Genomic DNA, 15,939 nt, shown 5'->3' on the forward strand with positions numbered 1-15,939 from the left:
TACGCTTTTGTAAACAGGCTTGCCTCAGTTTCATCTAGCTTATGACAAAAATTATTGATACATTTCTATTCAGTGAACCCCACGAAAAAGAAGCGCTACTGATTAAATTTATTCTGGGCGGAGAAGCCATTACGGAGTGGGTTATTGTTGAAAATGAATATACATTTCAAGGAGAACACAAGGGCGTTTTTGCCCAACAAGTACTTGACTCCGACGAGCGTTTTGCCCCGTTCCGCGACCGTATTCACCTCATATCGGCCTCGTTGCAGCACCCTCCTATTGATTACACGCGCAAAGACATTGATACCCAAGGGATGGATTCGGAGCGCCGTCAGCGTTCGCTGGCCCAGAAATATATCGTAGAAAAATACGGCCACGAAACCGACGTTTGGGTACTACTTTCGGATGCCGACGAAGTGATTGATTTCGATTCTTTTCCCGATAATTTTACATTTTTAACCACCAAACTCACCGCTGCCAACGACGGTTTGGTTCAAATTCCGCGTCGCCGATTTTGGTACGACTACGACAACCTTTGGAATGCCGTTCGGGCTACGCCCATCGTGACGGTACAACGCCTCGCCCAAGCCACGGGCGACATGGGCATGGGGCTTCTTCGTTCTGATTACATCGGAGCCGTGCCCGAATGGGAGCGTACGCTGGTCTATGAGTATTCGTATTGCTATAATCGCGAAAGCATTTTACGAAAGTTTAGGACTTTTCCTCATGGTGGCATGACCGATGACGAAATTTCTCAAAGTATGCGATGTAACCACATACCTATTTCAAAATTCAGGAATAAGAAACTGGATTTACACCCAGAACTTTGGATGGAAAAAGTGGCTTTAGACAACCATAATGCGCCTCGTTATGTAAAAAACCACTTAAAAACCTTACGCACAAATGTGATAGATGACAATTATTTAGCAAACCGCAAGACAGACTATCCTCATTTACACCGCCTTTCGCACCGTATAGGCTTTTTTGTGAAACAGCTAGGCAAAAAAATACTACGAACCTTCAAATGAATTTAGATTATCGTAACATAGCTACTTTACTCAGTCTCAACACCATCAATGTCATCCTGAACGTTGTCAACTCAACGCTCATGGTCTATTTTTTTGGTACTTCTGCCGAAGTAGAAGCTTTTTTTGCAGCCTCCGTTTTAGGGACGACCGTCTCCCGTTTTGTCAACGCAGGCCAGCTTGTCGAAGTAGTTGTAGCGCGTTACCACCGCATCAAATCTGAAGTAAATACCGCCGCCGCGATGTCGATTGTAGCAACGCTGGCCAATTACATCGTAGGCATCGCGTTTGTCTTGGTGCTTTTGTTTATTGCCAGCGGTACCGACGTCGTCAATCTGCTTGTTCCTGGCTTTAAACTAACGACCAAAGAGCAAGTGTGGCAAATTTTCTGTTTTACGGGTTTTTTACTCCCAATTCAGATTGCCACCAACGTTTTCCAAGGCATGTTAAATGCCGAAAATATTTACGGAAAAACCGAGTTTACCAGCACAATTTCGCAACTCGTGCACGTACTGATTCTTTGTATTTGGGGAAGAGACGGCAATATCTGGAGCTTGGTGGCGGCCCTTTTTATCAGTGTTTTGGCCCAATTTGGCACTGTGGTCTATTACTTACGGCAGATTCATTATCGCCACACATGGCTTTTCCGCAACCCTCACTTTCCCCTTCGTGAGCTGTCCAGTACGCTGATGGCGACGTCCACCTATATGGGTGGCGTACAAGTCTATACGTTTATTTTTAACGCTGCACTTTCGCTTTTGCCATCGGGTACGTACGCGTTGTTTCGTTACGCCGAACTTATCTACGGAAAAGTGGCCAACGTCTTTTTAATCCCCGTTAGCACCGTTTTTTTCAACGAAATCAACCGCCTACTTCACCAAAACAACGGACAGTTGATTAAAGCTTTTGTCGCCAAAAACCTCAATTTTTCGTATTTCATCGGTTTTTTGGTACTAATTCCCTTTGTCGCGGGAGGCCAATATTTGATTTGGACGCTTTGGGGTGGTGTAAAATTCAACGCCCAAGACGTAGAAAGCGTTTATCAGCTTTTGTGCGTATTTTTTGCCGCCATGATTTGCACGGGGCCGTACATGATTTACCGCAAATTGGCCGTTTCGGTCACCAATCCAGAGTTGCAGTATTATTTCTGGAGTGTCGTTCACGTTCTGTCGGCTTTGTTCAGCTACTTTATCATCCAAACCTTCGGTTTTACGGGCGTTTTGATCCATCTGTTTACGCACAGTACGTTCATGGCGCTTGTTCCACTGCTTACGGTATGGACAAAGAAAAAAGCCTATTTTGGCTTTTACGAAGGGGGCGAAGTGCTCAAAATTACCTTTGCTTTCTTAGTCAGCGTTAGCGTAGGTTGGTTGACCAAAGGCTATTGGCAAGACATCAGCCACTACAACAAACTGGCCAGTTTTTTTATTGGCGCTAGCCTTGCATGCGTAGCCATCCTCGTTTTCATCGGCATTTGCCTTTTACTAAAAGTAACTGATTTACAAATCATTAGAGAAAAAATAAGCAAGCGTATTTCCAAGTAACACCCTTTTTTTGTCATTTCGCACCCTTTTTGTCATTTCGGCGACAGGAGAAATCCATAACGCTTGACCAGGCCTTTACTAGCCTCTTTTTTCCCAAACTAGGCTCGAATCCTTGGAATAGTCAGCACGAGCGGGGACGCTCTCGCTATCGGAAGCAGGGACGCTCGTGCTATCGGCAATTAGTTACAACCACCCCCAATTTGTGCTTTAAAGACCGTTTCCTCGGCTTTAAACCCAGGTAGTAATGTTACCGAACTCTCTCCTCTGTACTCTACGTTGGCATAGATGATTTGATTAGTCGCCGTTATGGCTGTAGCCCCGTAAAGGCCCGTCCCTGAACTGATATTGTTGGCAATCGAAAGCGATGCTCCACCGCAACCAATCCCCTGAATATCGAAATTGTAAGGATTTTCATCGGCATCGTCATTGGCGATACTAACGGTGGCTTTTCTCAATCCTCCCGCCGAAGGTATAAAGGCAATCTGAAAAGTAGTGCTGCCACTGCTAGCTGCTATGGGCGAAGCAGGTTGAACATTCACCGTAAAATCTGCGGCATGTGTTCCCGAAATAACCACTTTGTTGGGCGAACCCGTTAAGTTCAACACTCCTGCGCCCGTATTTTCAATGGTAAATGTTCGGACAACCGCCCCTGTTCCTAACGACTGAGTGCCAAAATCGGTGTGGTCATTTATTGAAGGAGTTATATCACCGTCTGCAATGGAAACATTGTTGCTTTTGAGGTTTATTTCAGAGTCAGATACACATAAAAAAGTATCTCCTATTATAGTCCAGCCCTTGCCGCCATCGGCTACGGGTTTTATTAAATTGGCTCTATCGGTGACAGAGGAACAGTATTTACGGTTTACAGCCCCCAAAGTCCTCTCGGTTGCTGTACCCAAATTAAAACCCACTAGAGTAGCGTCATAATTGGCCAAACTCATCCCACAATTATCAAGAAATTTTTCCAAATTTATATTTGGGTGAAGTTTTGCTCCCCAAAGCGCTAGACTTTGATTAAAGGCAGTTGCTCCATAAAACATATATCGCATATCTATCACCATCTCAATGTTCCAATCTCCAATATACTGATTAAAGGCTGTTGTTCCATAAAACATCCAAACCATATATTTTACCCCTGCCGTTGTAAAGCTACTAGGAAACTGTTTGTTATAATAGAGACAACCGTAAAACATACCACTCATATTCGTTACTTTTCCCGTTATAAAGCTGCCAGGAAGAGGTTGGTTATAAATACTGCAACCACCAAACATACTACTCATATCCGTTACTGAAGAAGTATTAAAACTACTGGGTAGAGGTTGATTATAAACACTACAACCACCAAACATACTACTCATATCCGTTACTGACGATGTATTAAAACTATTAGGTAGGGGTTGGTTGTAAGAAAAGCACCCAAAAAACATCATACTCATATTCTTTACTAAAGAAGTATTGAAGTTAATTGGTAAAGGTTGATTATATGAACTACAGTCATAAAACATACTATTCATATCAATAACCGATGATGTAATAAAGCTACTCGGTAAAGGTTGATTGTATCTGCTACAAACAGAAAACATATCGCTCATGTTCTTTACGTTTGAAGTATTAAAACTAATCGGTAGAGGTTGATTATAAGAACGACAACCAGCAAACATAGCACTCATATTCGTTACAGCCTCTGTGTTAAAGCCATTAGGTAAAGGTTGATTAAAAGAAAGGCAATCCCGAAACATCGAACTCATATCCATTACAGCAGCGGTATTTGGTACATCCTTAGCATTGAGTACCATGTACTGACAACCATAAAAGGCACTGTTCATATTTTTCCAAGCCACATCGCCCCATTGTTCAATCGAAGTCAGGCGGTTTCTGTCATAACCATCATTTATTATAAATCTTTGAAAATTGGCTGGCCCAATTCTCAAATCAATAATCTTATTGGCAGGTAAGCCTGTAATTGTTGCAACTGAACCCGTAAACGTACCCGACCCACTCGTTCCTGAGGGAACGGTTTCCCAAGTATAATTAACTGTGCCAGAGGTCGCTACTCCAAAACTCAACTGCGTAGTTCCCGAACCCGCCGTAGCCAAATTCCAGCGAGTGATGAAAGGTCGGTTTTGAGCCATCAACTGTTGGCTTATCAGCAAAGCCACGAAAAAGAAAAATAGTTGTTTCATACTAGTAACGAACCGCTATATTTTTGAGATGTTATTAAAAATAAAGGAACACAATATATACTATTTATATAATTTAAAACATACCATTACTATACAAATAGTAAAATATGGTACGAAGTAAATTATTTCGAAGACAATATTCAGAAAATGTCTGGTATGGGCAAATGGTAAGCTGTTTTTTATTCTTTAGCGAATGTAGGGTTATCCTCAAAAAAGTACCCATCGACCTAAAACACCCGCTCGGGCTTCCTCAAACTTGCTAGAACGCATACGAAATAGCACCAAAACCCCTATTTTGCGTGCGAGTTGCTGTTATCCAAACTACGCTTTCTACAATTATGAGTAAAACGATAATGAGCAGGTGGGCTTGGGGGGTATTGTTACTTTTGGTACAAGCTTCAGTGGCACAAGTCGGCCCCAGCATTACTTCCATTTCTGCCAATGGAATAAAAAAGACGCTTTCGCCTTCCAATAGTTTACAATTAAACGCCCTCGACGATGAGCTCATGATCGAATGGAAACCCTGCGCTTGTCGGTACCGATACCGTTTGGAGGGCTTAAATGCCGATACCGTGTCGTTGGCCTATCCTATCGCTATGTTTACCAACCTAGAAGGAGGCGATTACACCTTTTGGGTACAAACACAGCAAAACAACGTCTGGTCGAAGCCCACTCGCTTCTTCCTGCAAGTAGAAAAAAGCATCACCGAAGAATGGTGGTTTTGGCCTGCCGTTGCGGTCTATATTTTGTTGTTGCTTGGTGCTGCCATTTATTTCTTTTTGCTCTACAACTTTCGCCAAAAACTCAAACTCCACAGCCTTCGCAATCGCATCGCGGCCGATTTGCACGACGAAGTAGGCGCGACTTTGAGCAGCATTGTCATCGCTACTCGCTTGGTAGAAAAGAAAGTAGGAGCGCAAACCCCTGACGTCCTGCCCATTTTGCAACAAATCAAAACCGACTCCGAAGAAAGTATTCAGAGTATTCGTGATACGGTTTGGACCCTCAACCCCAACAACGACTCTGTCCATCAGCTTTTTGAAAAAATGCGTTCCTTGGCATTTCAACTGCTTACTCCCCAAGAAATTGCCCTAGATTTTGCTATTCAGCTCACCCCAGAACAAATCAATCAGCTCAAAATAAGCATGGAGCAGCGGCAAAATGTCTATCTCATTTTTAAAGAAGCCCTCAACAATATCCTCAAACACGCCGAAGCCAGTAAAGTATCAGTAAACTTAAGCATGACCAACGAAGGGGAACTTAGAATGCTTATTGGGGACAATGGCCGTGGCTTTGACGCAACGCAAGGCTACGAGGGAAACGGCCTCAAAAACTTCAAAAAGAGGGCGTTGGACAGCTTCATGAAGACCACACTTACCTCAAAAATTGGCGAAGGAACTCGTTTGGAAGTCATCGTAGTGCCCGTTTAAGGGTGGTTTTGCGCCTACCCGATTTGGGGGGATGACCGCAGGATAAATTTCGATTGTTTTGTATCGAAGTTTTGAGATAAAATAATCAATTTGGCGGTACCAAAACCTAATACCGCCCCTAAACACTCTACTGCATGATTCGTGTAGTTTTGTTTGAAGACAACAAAAGTTTTCGCCAAAATTTAGCCCTGTACTTGGCCAGTTCGGACGAGATTTTTATGTGTGCTTCGTTTGGTGATGCAGAAGGTTGTGTCAGCAAAATCCAACGGTACAAACACGACGTTGTTTTGATGGACATTCAGATGCCAGGCATATCAGGAATTGAGGCGTTGCAAGCTATCAAAGCGACTCTTCCCGACACGGGTTCAAAGCCACTTCCCCCGAAGTGGTTTTTTGGTTTCTCTACTTTCGACAGAACCACCAAAATTGGGGGGACTACCCTCCCCAAACATTTGCCAATTTTACCTCGAACAAAAACGTGAGAACACTATCCTCTTAAACGTATGAATACATTTCCCAGTCCTCCTTCAACGCTGAGCATTCTACGCAACAAAATACGGGTGCCGCTATCTAGTATTGTGCGTCTCGAAGCCGATAAAAACTACACGTACATCATCCTCAACGACGGTCGCCGCTTGATGACTTCACGAAATCTGGGCTCGTACCAAACAGAACTACCCGAATCGTTTGTACGCGTCAATAAAGGATGCTTTCTCAATTTGTATTACTTGAATCGTCGGCAAGGTCGTCAATTATTGCTTAGCGATGGCAGTGTCATTCCATTGGCACGAAGAAAAATAAAACTCCTCAAATCACTCTCATCGTCCTTTGTTTAATCAATTATCAATCACCTTACTATTTTCTATCGCTATGAGACTTCTATCCCTTCTTTTACTTTTCTGCCTTTGCGCGTTTATGGCTGCGGCGCAACAAAGTATTGAAATCAAGCCTGGACAAATGACTTTCAAGGGGCAAGGGGCTGACCTTAATGACCGATTGACCTCCAACGCCAACGGGGTAGCCAATTTCAAAACCAAGCAAGAAGTAATAGTTTTACACAATTATTTTGCGCCAGGCGGGCCGCAAAGTTTCACTTCGGGAACTGCCACGAAAATGGACCTTGATGCTGTTTATCATGAGAAAAAAAATAATACAACTTCTAACGTAAACGTAACTGACAATACTATCCTAATAGAAGAAACAGGAACCTATCTTATTGACGTAAATACCTTCTGGCCAACTACTTTTGCTGGTGAAATAATGATAAAAGTACTCTCGAGCGGTCTTTTTATGGAATCTTTTTATGCAAGACGCACTGCTGACGACCCTAATTATCAGCGATTCGTAGGAACAGCAAAACTTACTGGGGGCGATCGCATCTATCTTGAACTAACCCAGACAAATAGTACTAACACCGCCAGAAGTGCCAATTTTTCTGTGAGCGTAACCAAATTATAATAGGCCGTAAAGTAATTATCATATGCTTTCTCCACGCCACTTCTACGAAGGTGGCGTTTTTTATACTCCTTCTCCCCACCAACACCCTGCGTAGCAGAAGGGTAACTCCAAAATTACCGAGGGACTTTTCCCAATATGCACAGTTTTTAGACTTCTAATTTGGGCAACTACGATTATTCAGTAAATTTGCCCCCGTTTTTGGGACTTATTTCACCAACAGACATCTTTTCGACCTAACTACTATATGTTTCCACAAGCTACACCGTCGATTCCTGGCGTAATACAGTCTATCCCTCTCCAAAACTACGTGTTGTTGGCGACAACACTGTTCGTGATAGGCATTCTGGGGGTGCTGACCCGTCGCAACGCGCTGATTATTTTTATGAGCGTCGAACTGATGCTCAACGCCGTTAACCTCTTACTTATCGCCTTTTCAACCTACAAATCTGACCCCGTTGGCCAGGTTTTTGTGTTTTTTATCATGGCGGTTGCCGCTGCCGAAGTGGCAGTAGGGTTGGCGATTATTGTGATGATCTATCGCAATACCCGAACCATCGACATTGGTTTCTTGAATAAATTGAAATGGTAATTAAAAGCTGTTATTTGTTGTCCGTTAATTGTTAATTGTTGAACAGCTACCGCTTCTAAACAGTTAACAATTGACCACTAACGTTTCAAAAATATATGTCTCCATCCTTACTTATTCTTATACCCTTGTTGCCACTGATTGGTTTTGCCATCAATGGCATAGGTTTTCGGCACGTTCCCAAGAGCCTAGTGGGGGTCATTGGTTCGGCCGCCACGTTGGGAGCTTTTATTATTTCCATCTTGGCATGGAACAGCTTCGACGGTCAGCCTCAAGTGGTAAAACTTTTTGATTGGATTTCAATTGGGCAACTTACGATTCCTTTCTCGTTCCAAATTGACCAGCTATCGCTATTGATGCTGATGGTCGTGACGGGCGTGGGTTCGTTGATTCATATTTATTCGATTGGCTACATGCACCACGACGAAGGCTTTGGAAAGTTTTTTGCCTTCCTTAACCTCTTCTTGTTCTTCATGTTGCTGTTGGTGATGGGTTCCAACTACGTCATCATGTTTATCGGATGGGAAGGCGTAGGGCTTTGTTCTTATTTGCTCATCGGTTTTTGGAACAAAGTAACCAACTACAACAACGCTGCCCGCAAAGCCTTCATTATGAACCGCATCGGGGACTTGGGCTTTTTGTTGGGTATTTTTATGATTATCCAACACTTCGGCTCGGTTGAGTACATCGAAGTATTCAATAAAGCAGCCAACGGGGGTTTTGGCATCAATGATACGGTGATTGTAACCATCACGGCCTTGTTGTTTGTCGGTGCGATGGGAAAATCAGCCCAGATTCCACTTTATACGTGGCTTCCTGACGCGATGGCGGGTCCAACGCCAGTATCGGCCCTTATCCACGCCGCAACGATGGTGACAGCGGGTATCTACATGGTGATTCGCTCCAACGTGCTCTATTCGTTGGCACCTGCTACCCTTGGTTTCGTGGGAGGCATCGGCTTGGTGACAGCGCTCGTAGCGGCTTCGATTGGTTTGTATCAAAACGACATTAAAAAAGTATTGGCTTACTCTACCGTAAGTCAGTTAGGATATATGTTTTTGGCGTTGGGCGTTGGGGCTTACACCTCAGCCATGTTCCACGTTATGACCCACGCTTTCTTTAAGGCGTTGTTGTTTTTGGGAGCGGGTAGTGTGATTCACGCCATGTCAGACGAGCAAGACATTCGCAACATGGGTGGTTTGCGGAAGCATTTGCCCGTTACCTTCTGGACATTTACGATTGCAACTTTTGCCATTGCGGGTATTTTCCCACTTTCAGGTTTCTTCTCGAAAGATGAAATTTTGGCGCACGTATTTGAGCACAACAAAATCATGTGGGCGCTAGGAATTGTAGGCGCGATGATGACGGCCTTTTATATGTTCCGTTTGTTGTTTGTAACGTTCTTTGGTAATTTCCGTGGAACGCACGAGCAAGAGCACCACTTGCACGAGTCTCCAGCTACCATGACCATTCCTTTGATGGTGTTGGCGGTATTGTCGGCCGTGGGTGGTTTAATGAACATTCCGCACGTATTGGGCGGCGGCGAAGCCTTGGGGCACTTTATGGCACCGTTGTTTGAAGGGTCAAAACAAGTAAACCCTGCGCTTTTTGAAGGTCACCTTGACCATTCAACCGAATATATTTTGATGGGTGTGTCGGTAGGTGCAGCGGTGTTGGCCATTGGGTTTGCCTACAGCTTGTTTATCAGCAAGGCAGTGGTTCCTGCGGCCGACAAAGACGTGACAGGCTTCCCGAAAGTACTTCAAAACAAATACTACATCGACGAATTATACGATTCGGTGTTTGTGAAGCCCATCAGCAAGCTTTCAGATATTCTTTACAGCTTCGGAGAGTTCTTGATTGATGTCATCGTCAATGGCTCGGGTCGTTTGGTACAGTTTTTAGGCGGACGTCTTCGTTTGTTACAAACGGGCGAAACAGGCTTCTACGTATTTGCGATGGTGATTGGTATCGTCCTTGTTTTGGCTTGGAATTTCTTAATAAAGTAAAGTGAAGGTTTTAATAGAAACTGAACTCTTTTAACATTCTGAAATCGACATTTTAATATGCTTACTCTTTCACTTATACTCATTCCGTTGATTGCAGGGGTGATTACATTAATTACCAAAAACAACAGCGCAAAGCAGTTGGCCCTGATTGGGGCGGCCATTGAGCTGGTTTTGGCAGTGGTAATTTACTCGCAATTCCAGCCTACCGCTGCTCAGCAATTTGGTTTCAGCTACCCTTGGATTCAATCGGCAGGAATTTCGTTTGCAGGAGGTATCGATGGCATCAGCATTTTACTCGTGATGCTCACGGCTTTCCTAACGCCGCTTATTATTCTCTCGACTTTCCGTCAGCCTTACAAAAATGCTTCGACGTTTTATGCGCTTATCCTCTTCATGCAAGCGGCATTGATGGGGGTCTTTACCGCTGCCGACGCCTTCTTGTTTTATTTATTCTTTGAAGCTGCCCTTATCCCTGTCTATTTCCTGGCAGCCGTTTGGGGCGGAGAAGATCGTATCAAAGTCACGTTCAAGTTTTTTGTTTATACCATTTTCGGAAGTTTGTTTATGTTGGTAGCGTTGGTGTATTTGTACTACCAAACAACATCAGCACAGGGTCATACGTCAGAAATTTCGGCTTTCTATAAATTAGCCCTTGATGCCCAAAAACAAGGTTGGATTTTCTGGGCGTTCTTTATTGCTTTTGCCATTAAAATGCCCGTGTTTCCTTTCCACACTTGGCAGCCCGATACGTACACCGAGTCTCCAACACCTGCAACCATGCTTTTGGCGGGTATCATGCTTAAAATGGGGGTTTACGGGGTGATTCGCTTTGTGTTGCCAATCGTTCCGTTAGGTTTACAAACGTGGGGGACAACGGCCATCGTGTTGTCGGTCATCGGAATTGTGTACGGTTCTATCATCGCCATTCAGCAGCGCGACATGAAGCGCCTTATTGCGTACTCGTCATTTGCGCACGTCGGTTTGATGTCGGCGGGGGTGTTTTCCCAAACCCTCAGCGGCGTTCAAGGGGCACTAATTCAGATGTTGGCGCACGGAATCAACGTGGTAGGTTTGTTTTTCATCATCGAAATCATTTTCTCTCGTACCAAAACGCGTAACATTGAGCAATTGGGCGGCATTACCCAACGTACGCCTCATTTGACAGTTTACTTTATGATTCTGATGTTGGGAAGTGTTGCACTTCCGTTGACAAACGGTTTCGTAGGTGAGTTTTTATTGCTTCGTGGGGTATATGAGTCAAACATTTGGTTAGGGGCGATTGCGGGTACTACCATCATTTTGGGGGCAGTTTACATGCTTCGTTTGTTCCAAAAGTCAATGTTTGGTGCTAAATCAACTTTTACAGAGCACTTTGCCGACTTGTCGTTCAGCGAGCGTGCGGTTTTGGTGCCGTTGGTTATCATGGTTTTCTGGATGGGGCTTTATCCAAACTCTTTCTTGAAACTAACCGAGCCTGCGGTAAGTAACCTATTACAAATGATTCATTATTAATTAGAGAATTATTTTAAGCGGTTCGCCGCACTGACATCTCATCGCACGGGCGTCGCAGCGGCGAACCGACCCTGTTTCAAATTGAAAAATTAAACAAAATGCTTCCAATCATACTTCTTTCCATACTTGGCCTTTTGGTTTTGTTTTTGGGTTTTCAGAAATCGAAAAACTTGCTACTACCTGCCACACTTTTGGTATTGGTTCTCACCTTGATTGCCAACTTTGCGAACTGGAACGATGCACCGTCGTTGTATTTCAAAGGAATGCTTTTCGAAAACAAACTTACGATGGCTTTTTCGGGCATTGTATTGCTTTCGGCACTGTTGATTGCGGCGCTTACGCGCGGTTTTATCGACGATGAGGCTGCCCAACCTGCAGAATACTACGCCATTATGTTGTTTTCGTTGGTAGGAGCGATTATGATGATTGGGTACGAAAACCTGCTCATGTTATTTGTAGGCGTCGAAATTCTTTCGGTTTCTATGTACGTTTTGACAGGTAGTGATAAGCGCAATTTACGTTCCAACGAAGCCGCGCTCAAATACCTTTTGATGGGTTCGTTTGCAACAGGTATTATGCTTTTTGGGATGGCTTTGTTATACGGCTCAACGGGCTCGTTCAACCTCGCCGCTTTGAAATCCTACGTTTTGACCAACCCCTCTCCTTCCCCGATGTTGTACGTTGGGTTGTTGATGTTGTTGATTGGTATGCTTTTCAAAGTATCTGCTGCTCCTTTCCATTTTTGGACACCCGACGTCTATGACGGCGCACCAACGGTGTTTACTGCTTTCATGTCAACCATCGTAAAAACTGCGGGTTTTGCCGCACTTTATCGTTTACTTTCGGGCTCGTTTTCGGGTGTATATACCTTTTGGTGGTCAACCCTCGCTGGCATTACGGTCTTGACGCTCTTGGCTGGAAACATTACGGCGGTTTATCAAAATAGCTTCAAACGCATGATGGCTTATTCGAGTATTTCGCACGCGGGATACTTGCTTCTGAGCCTTACCGCGCTTAGCTCACAGTCTCAAGATGCGATTGTGTTCTACTCGTTGGCGTACTCATTAGCTACCATCAGTGCTTTTGGCGTATTAATGATTGTTGGCAAAGAAACGGGGGTTCGTTCGCATGAAGTGAGCGAGAATTTCAATGTTTTCAATGGCTTAGGCAAGAAAAATCCTTTATTGGCTTTTGTTCTCACAGTTTCGATGCTTTCGTTGGCTGGAATTCCGCTTACGGCTGGGTTCTGGGGTAAGTTCTTTGTCTTCTCAAGCGTCGTAGAACGCGGTTTGACGTGGATTTTGGTGGTAGCCGTTTTGATGTCGGCAGTGGGTATTTACTACTACTTCAAAGCCGTGATTGCTGCTTACATGCGCGAAGGCGAAGCGGGGTCAATCAAAGTACCACAGTTCTATCGTTTAGTTCTTATTGCAACTACTATCATTACCCTTTTCTTTGGGCTACTTCCCGATTTGTTAAAAGGGTTGGTGTAAAATATAAAGGGGAATTAGCTGAGCTAATTCCCCTTGGCACCCAACAGAGAATGCTTTTTCCTCAAAGGGACCCTCGCCGAATCAATCCAAACGGATTTTTAACGTGCATTATTTTTCCCTTTAAAATCAACTCCGCGGCCGTACGCCCCATTTGGCTGTGGTTTGTCGAAATAACGGTGATTCCATTGGCCAAAACCTCTTTGAGGGGCGTATCATTAAAAGATACTATTCCTACCTCTTCACCCAAGACCAGGCTTTGTAGTCTGGTCTTTTTTACTAATTCGGCCAAATCCGAGTCTTCTAAAACCACATAGGCATGGCCTTTTAACTCTTCTTCGTCGGAAGCCTTGGCAATAATACGCCCTTGCTTGTGGTAGTGCGCACAAAAATTGCGGAAGCCACGAACAATTTCGGGGGGGTATTTTACATCTTGTGGAAAAACAAGCACAATTTCTTCATACTTATCTAGTAAATCTACTCCCGACTGCAAAGCCCCGTAAATATCATCGGTGAAATCTTGGTAAACACTGGCATATTCTCCAGAAAAGTCAGAAAACTCACGGTCGAGGAGAATCAGTTCTTTGGGAGCAATCTTTTTCAGCATCGACAAAACCGCCACTCGATCGGCCTCATCATAAAAGTGCGGCATGATTACGTAGTAGTGATAATGCCCAAGGCTCTCTTTCATAATGTCATCAAAAACCCGAACATTCCCGTGGTGAATATGAAGCGTTACTGTGGCGCGGTCACCCAACGTACTTACAAAACCTTCGTACACGGCTTTTTTGTAGGCGCTGAGTTTATTCATCACCAACAACACCCGCATTTGCTTGGGCTTTTCATTTAGGATATAAAACCCTTTCCCGCGTACGGAGTCAATCACCCCCAGTGCTTTGAGTTCTTTATAGGCTTTTTCGACAGTGTCGCGCGCTAAATAGTACTCTTCACTCAGTTCGTTGATGGAAGGAAGTTGGTCGTCCTGTTTTAAAACACCACGCTCAATCGAGCTAATCACCGATTTTACAATTTGCTTGTATTTAGGGGTTTTAGCGTCGTGGTCAAGATGTAGGGTAAAGCTCATGCAAAGTAAGGCTTATTGGCCATGTTACTGCCAATTTGGACAGTAAGTAATAGCTTTTGTGGGCTAGTCATTCATCAAAGTTACTTGTTTTGCGCTTTTTTCGCCTTTTTTTGCTGTTGTTTTTTCTTTATCTCTTTCAAAGGGTTCTTGTGCAATGGCACTTTTTGTCCCAACAATTCTCGAATAACAACAGAGGCACAAACGCTTCCAAAAGTAGCGGGCAAGTACGAAATGGTTCCGTAGGCGGAACGTTTGAAGTTATTTCCATCCGTCAGCATCAACGAATCCTTTTGCACTTTTTCGGTCGAAAACACGGCCTTAATCCCTGACGTAATCCCGTATTTTTTGAGACGCTTACGAACGTAATGGGCTAAAAAGCACTCGTATGTATCAAACAAATCAGCTACTTTCAACTGCGTTGGGTCGTATTTCCCCCCCGCTCCCATCGAACTTACCAGCGGATAGTTATACTCGCGGGATGTCACCAAGAGGGTCAATTTTGGGGTAATACTGTCGATGCAATCCATCACGTAGTCGTACGAGGCTGCGCCGAGAATATCGCGTACTTTTTGGGGAGTCAAAAACTCTTTGATGACCGTTAGTTTCAATTCGGGATTAATAGCTAACAGGCGTTCGGCCATCAATTCGGCCTTCGACTGCCCGTGAGTGGTTGCAAGGGCGGGAAGTTGTCGGTTACGATTGGAAGGGTCAACCACGTCGCCATCGACAATCGTCATTGTGCCTACCCCTGAACGCGCAATAAATTCGGCAGCAAACGAACCGACGCCACCTAGCCCTACCACCAACACGTGGGCTTGTTGAAGTTTATCTAATCCTTCGTCGCCCACCATAAGGCGCGTACGCGAAAGCCATCCTAAATCTGCCATTTCATTCAATTTCTTAAATACATAAAAGAGTAAGCAAACTTACTTTTGCGAAAACAGTGCCACAAAGTTAGTCCAAATTTGGCTTTGTAAGTATCCTGTAGAACACTGTAAATGCGTTGCCGCTGCTTGATACACTTCTTCTATTGGAATAGGACGGTCATCGTTTTCAAGAAATAGCCGTTCTAAAGGGATTTCACGCACCAATGTAGAAGCGTTTGAGTCTGGACGCAATAACGCTCCCCCCAATGAAAAATAAAATCCTTTTTGCAGTAATTGCTGCGCTATTTGCGGTTGATTATTAAATCCATGAATAATCAAAGGCACTTGCGTTCGGCGGCGCTTATGCCATTGCAACAATTCATTGAACGCCCGTACGCAGTGAATCACGACGGGTTTCTGTACCCGCTCGGCCACTTGGACTTGTGCTTCAAATACCTTGAGCTGTATTTCTAACGAAAGTGGAATCAAACGGTCAAGGCCACATTCCCCTATCATTTTTACTTCTGGTTGGGTAGCCCATCGTTCTAATTCTACCAACTGAGTTTCCCATGTTTCAACATCAATATACCACGGATGTATGCCGACCGATACCCAGCGGCCTGGGTCAAAGCCATACGCAGCCATGTCTTGCCCGAGAATGTTTAAAATACTTCGTTCAGCGGGAAGTTCTGACACGTTATGTGTGTGAAAATTTAAAAATTGTTCCAATTTTGCCAAATCATTGTCCTTTG

Annotated in this window: 14 protein-coding genes; 10 read left to right on the forward strand and 4 right to left on the reverse strand. The window is 44.2% G+C overall.

From position 1 onward, the window contains the following. Positions 1-41: 41 nt before the first annotated feature. Together DTQ70_RS21580 and murJ are read left to right on the forward strand one after the other, a co-directional pair. A complete protein-coding gene (locus DTQ70_RS21580; protein ID WP_122932735.1) occupies positions 42-1,028 on the forward strand; it encodes a hypothetical protein in 987 nt (328 codons plus the stop codon). Then, positions 1,025-2,569 carry a murein biosynthesis integral membrane protein MurJ gene (gene murJ / locus DTQ70_RS21585; RefSeq protein WP_122932736.1) on the forward strand — a complete coding sequence of 515 codons (1,545 nt, stop codon included), beginning with the start codon at positions 1,025-1,027 and terminating at the stop codon, positions 2,567-2,569. The genes DTQ70_RS21580 and murJ overlap by 4 nt, the downstream gene beginning before the upstream one ends. Before the next feature lie 179 nt (positions 2,570-2,748). Here the strand turns inward: murJ and DTQ70_RS21590 are convergent, their stop codons facing one another. Continuing rightward, the gene (locus tag DTQ70_RS21590; protein WP_122932737.1) at positions 2,749-4,752 is read right to left on the reverse strand and encodes a BspA family leucine-rich repeat surface protein; all 2,004 of its coding nucleotides are present in this window, start codon (positions 4,750-4,752) and stop codon (positions 2,749-2,751) included. A 353-nt stretch (positions 4,753-5,105) separates the two neighbouring features. Between DTQ70_RS21590 and DTQ70_RS21595 the strand changes: the two genes are divergently transcribed. The 8 genes from DTQ70_RS21595 to DTQ70_RS21630 all read left to right on the forward strand — a co-directional run bounded on the left by DTQ70_RS21595 (position 5,106) and on the right by DTQ70_RS21630 (position 13,240). Next, the gene (locus tag DTQ70_RS21595; protein WP_206019565.1) at positions 5,106-6,182 is read left to right on the forward strand and encodes a histidine kinase; all 1,077 of its coding nucleotides are present in this window, start codon (positions 5,106-5,108) and stop codon (positions 6,180-6,182) included. Between the two features lie 134 nt (positions 6,183-6,316). Continuing rightward, positions 6,317-6,664: a response regulator transcription factor gene (locus tag DTQ70_RS21600; protein WP_122932739.1), complete on the forward strand. Its 348-nt coding sequence runs from the start codon at positions 6,317-6,319 to the stop codon at positions 6,662-6,664. Positions 6,665-6,685: 21 nt separating this feature from the next. Then, positions 6,686-7,018 carry a LytTR family DNA-binding domain-containing protein gene (locus tag DTQ70_RS21605; RefSeq protein WP_122932740.1) on the forward strand — a complete coding sequence of 111 codons (333 nt, stop codon included), beginning with the start codon at positions 6,686-6,688 and terminating at the stop codon, positions 7,016-7,018. Next, complete coding sequence (locus DTQ70_RS21610) at positions 7,011-7,640, forward strand: hypothetical protein (RefSeq protein WP_164490144.1); 630 nt, start codon at positions 7,011-7,013, stop codon at positions 7,638-7,640. Before DTQ70_RS21605 ends, DTQ70_RS21610 begins: the two co-directional genes overlap by 8 nt. Before the next feature lie 244 nt (positions 7,641-7,884). Then, positions 7,885-8,229, forward strand: a complete 345-nt coding sequence (gene nuoK / locus DTQ70_RS21615; RefSeq protein WP_028523691.1) for an NADH-quinone oxidoreductase subunit NuoK — start codon at positions 7,885-7,887, stop codon at positions 8,227-8,229. A 95-nt stretch (positions 8,230-8,324) separates the two neighbouring features. Beyond that, on the forward strand, positions 8,325-10,235 hold the full coding sequence (nuoL, locus tag DTQ70_RS21620; RefSeq protein ID WP_122932742.1) for an NADH-quinone oxidoreductase subunit L: 1,911 nt from the start codon (positions 8,325-8,327) through the stop codon (positions 10,233-10,235). A gap of 57 nt (positions 10,236-10,292) precedes the next feature. Beyond that, a complete protein-coding gene (locus DTQ70_RS21625) occupies positions 10,293-11,747 on the forward strand; it encodes a NuoM family protein (RefSeq protein ID WP_122932743.1) in 1,455 nt (484 codons plus the stop codon). A 98-nt stretch (positions 11,748-11,845) separates the two neighbouring features. Continuing rightward, the gene (locus DTQ70_RS21630; RefSeq protein WP_122932744.1) at positions 11,846-13,240 is read left to right on the forward strand and encodes an NADH-quinone oxidoreductase subunit N; all 1,395 of its coding nucleotides are present in this window, start codon (positions 11,846-11,848) and stop codon (positions 13,238-13,240) included. Positions 13,241-13,301: 61 nt separating this feature from the next. Here DTQ70_RS21630 and DTQ70_RS21635 read toward each other — a convergent pair whose 3' ends face one another. The 3 genes from DTQ70_RS21635 to DTQ70_RS21645 all read right to left on the reverse strand — a co-directional run bounded on the left by DTQ70_RS21635 (position 13,302) and on the right by DTQ70_RS21645 (position 15,883). After that, positions 13,302-14,321 carry a GntR family transcriptional regulator gene (locus tag DTQ70_RS21635; protein ID WP_122932745.1) on the reverse strand — a complete coding sequence of 340 codons (1,020 nt, stop codon included), beginning with the start codon at positions 14,319-14,321 and terminating at the stop codon, positions 13,302-13,304. Between the two features lie 80 nt (positions 14,322-14,401). Next, positions 14,402-15,208: a ThiF family adenylyltransferase gene (locus DTQ70_RS21640; protein WP_122932746.1), complete on the reverse strand. Its 807-nt coding sequence runs from the start codon at positions 15,206-15,208 to the stop codon at positions 14,402-14,404. A gap of 39 nt (positions 15,209-15,247) precedes the next feature. Beyond that, positions 15,248-15,883 carry a TatD family hydrolase gene (locus DTQ70_RS21645; protein ID WP_164490145.1) on the reverse strand — a complete coding sequence of 212 codons (636 nt, stop codon included), beginning with the start codon at positions 15,881-15,883 and terminating at the stop codon, positions 15,248-15,250. Between the last annotated feature and the right edge of the window lie 56 nt (positions 15,884-15,939).

Origin of the sequence: Runella sp. SP2 (assembly GCF_003711225.1) — a bacterium.
Classification (GTDB): domain Bacteria; phylum Bacteroidota; class Bacteroidia; order Cytophagales; family Spirosomataceae; genus Runella.

Coding starts and splice junctions, on each gene's coding strand:
- DTQ70_RS21580 (WP_122932735.1), top strand. CDS start 42: ATGACAAAAATTATTGATACATTTCTATTCAGTGAACCCCACGAAAAA.
- murJ (WP_122932736.1), top strand. CDS start 1,025: ATGAATTTAGATTATCGTAACATAGCTACTTTACTCAGTCTCAACACC.
- DTQ70_RS21590 (WP_122932737.1), bottom strand. CDS start 4,752: ATGAAACAACTATTTTTCTTTTTCGTGGCTTTGCTGATAAGCCAACAG.
- DTQ70_RS21595 (WP_206019565.1), top strand. CDS start 5,106: ATGAGCAGGTGGGCTTGGGGGGTATTGTTACTTTTGGTACAAGCTTCA.
- DTQ70_RS21600 (WP_122932739.1), top strand. CDS start 6,317: ATGATTCGTGTAGTTTTGTTTGAAGACAACAAAAGTTTTCGCCAAAAT.
- DTQ70_RS21605 (WP_122932740.1), top strand. CDS start 6,686: ATGAATACATTTCCCAGTCCTCCTTCAACGCTGAGCATTCTACGCAAC.
- nuoK (WP_028523691.1), top strand. CDS start 7,885: ATGTTTCCACAAGCTACACCGTCGATTCCTGGCGTAATACAGTCTATC.
- nuoL (WP_122932742.1), top strand. CDS start 8,325: ATGTCTCCATCCTTACTTATTCTTATACCCTTGTTGCCACTGATTGGT.
- DTQ70_RS21625 (WP_122932743.1), top strand. CDS start 10,293: ATGCTTACTCTTTCACTTATACTCATTCCGTTGATTGCAGGGGTGATT.
- DTQ70_RS21630 (WP_122932744.1), top strand. CDS start 11,846: ATGCTTCCAATCATACTTCTTTCCATACTTGGCCTTTTGGTTTTGTTT.
- DTQ70_RS21635 (WP_122932745.1), bottom strand. CDS start 14,321: ATGAGCTTTACCCTACATCTTGACCACGACGCTAAAACCCCTAAATAC.
- DTQ70_RS21640 (WP_122932746.1), bottom strand. CDS start 15,208: ATGGCAGATTTAGGATGGCTTTCGCGTACGCGCCTTATGGTGGGCGAC.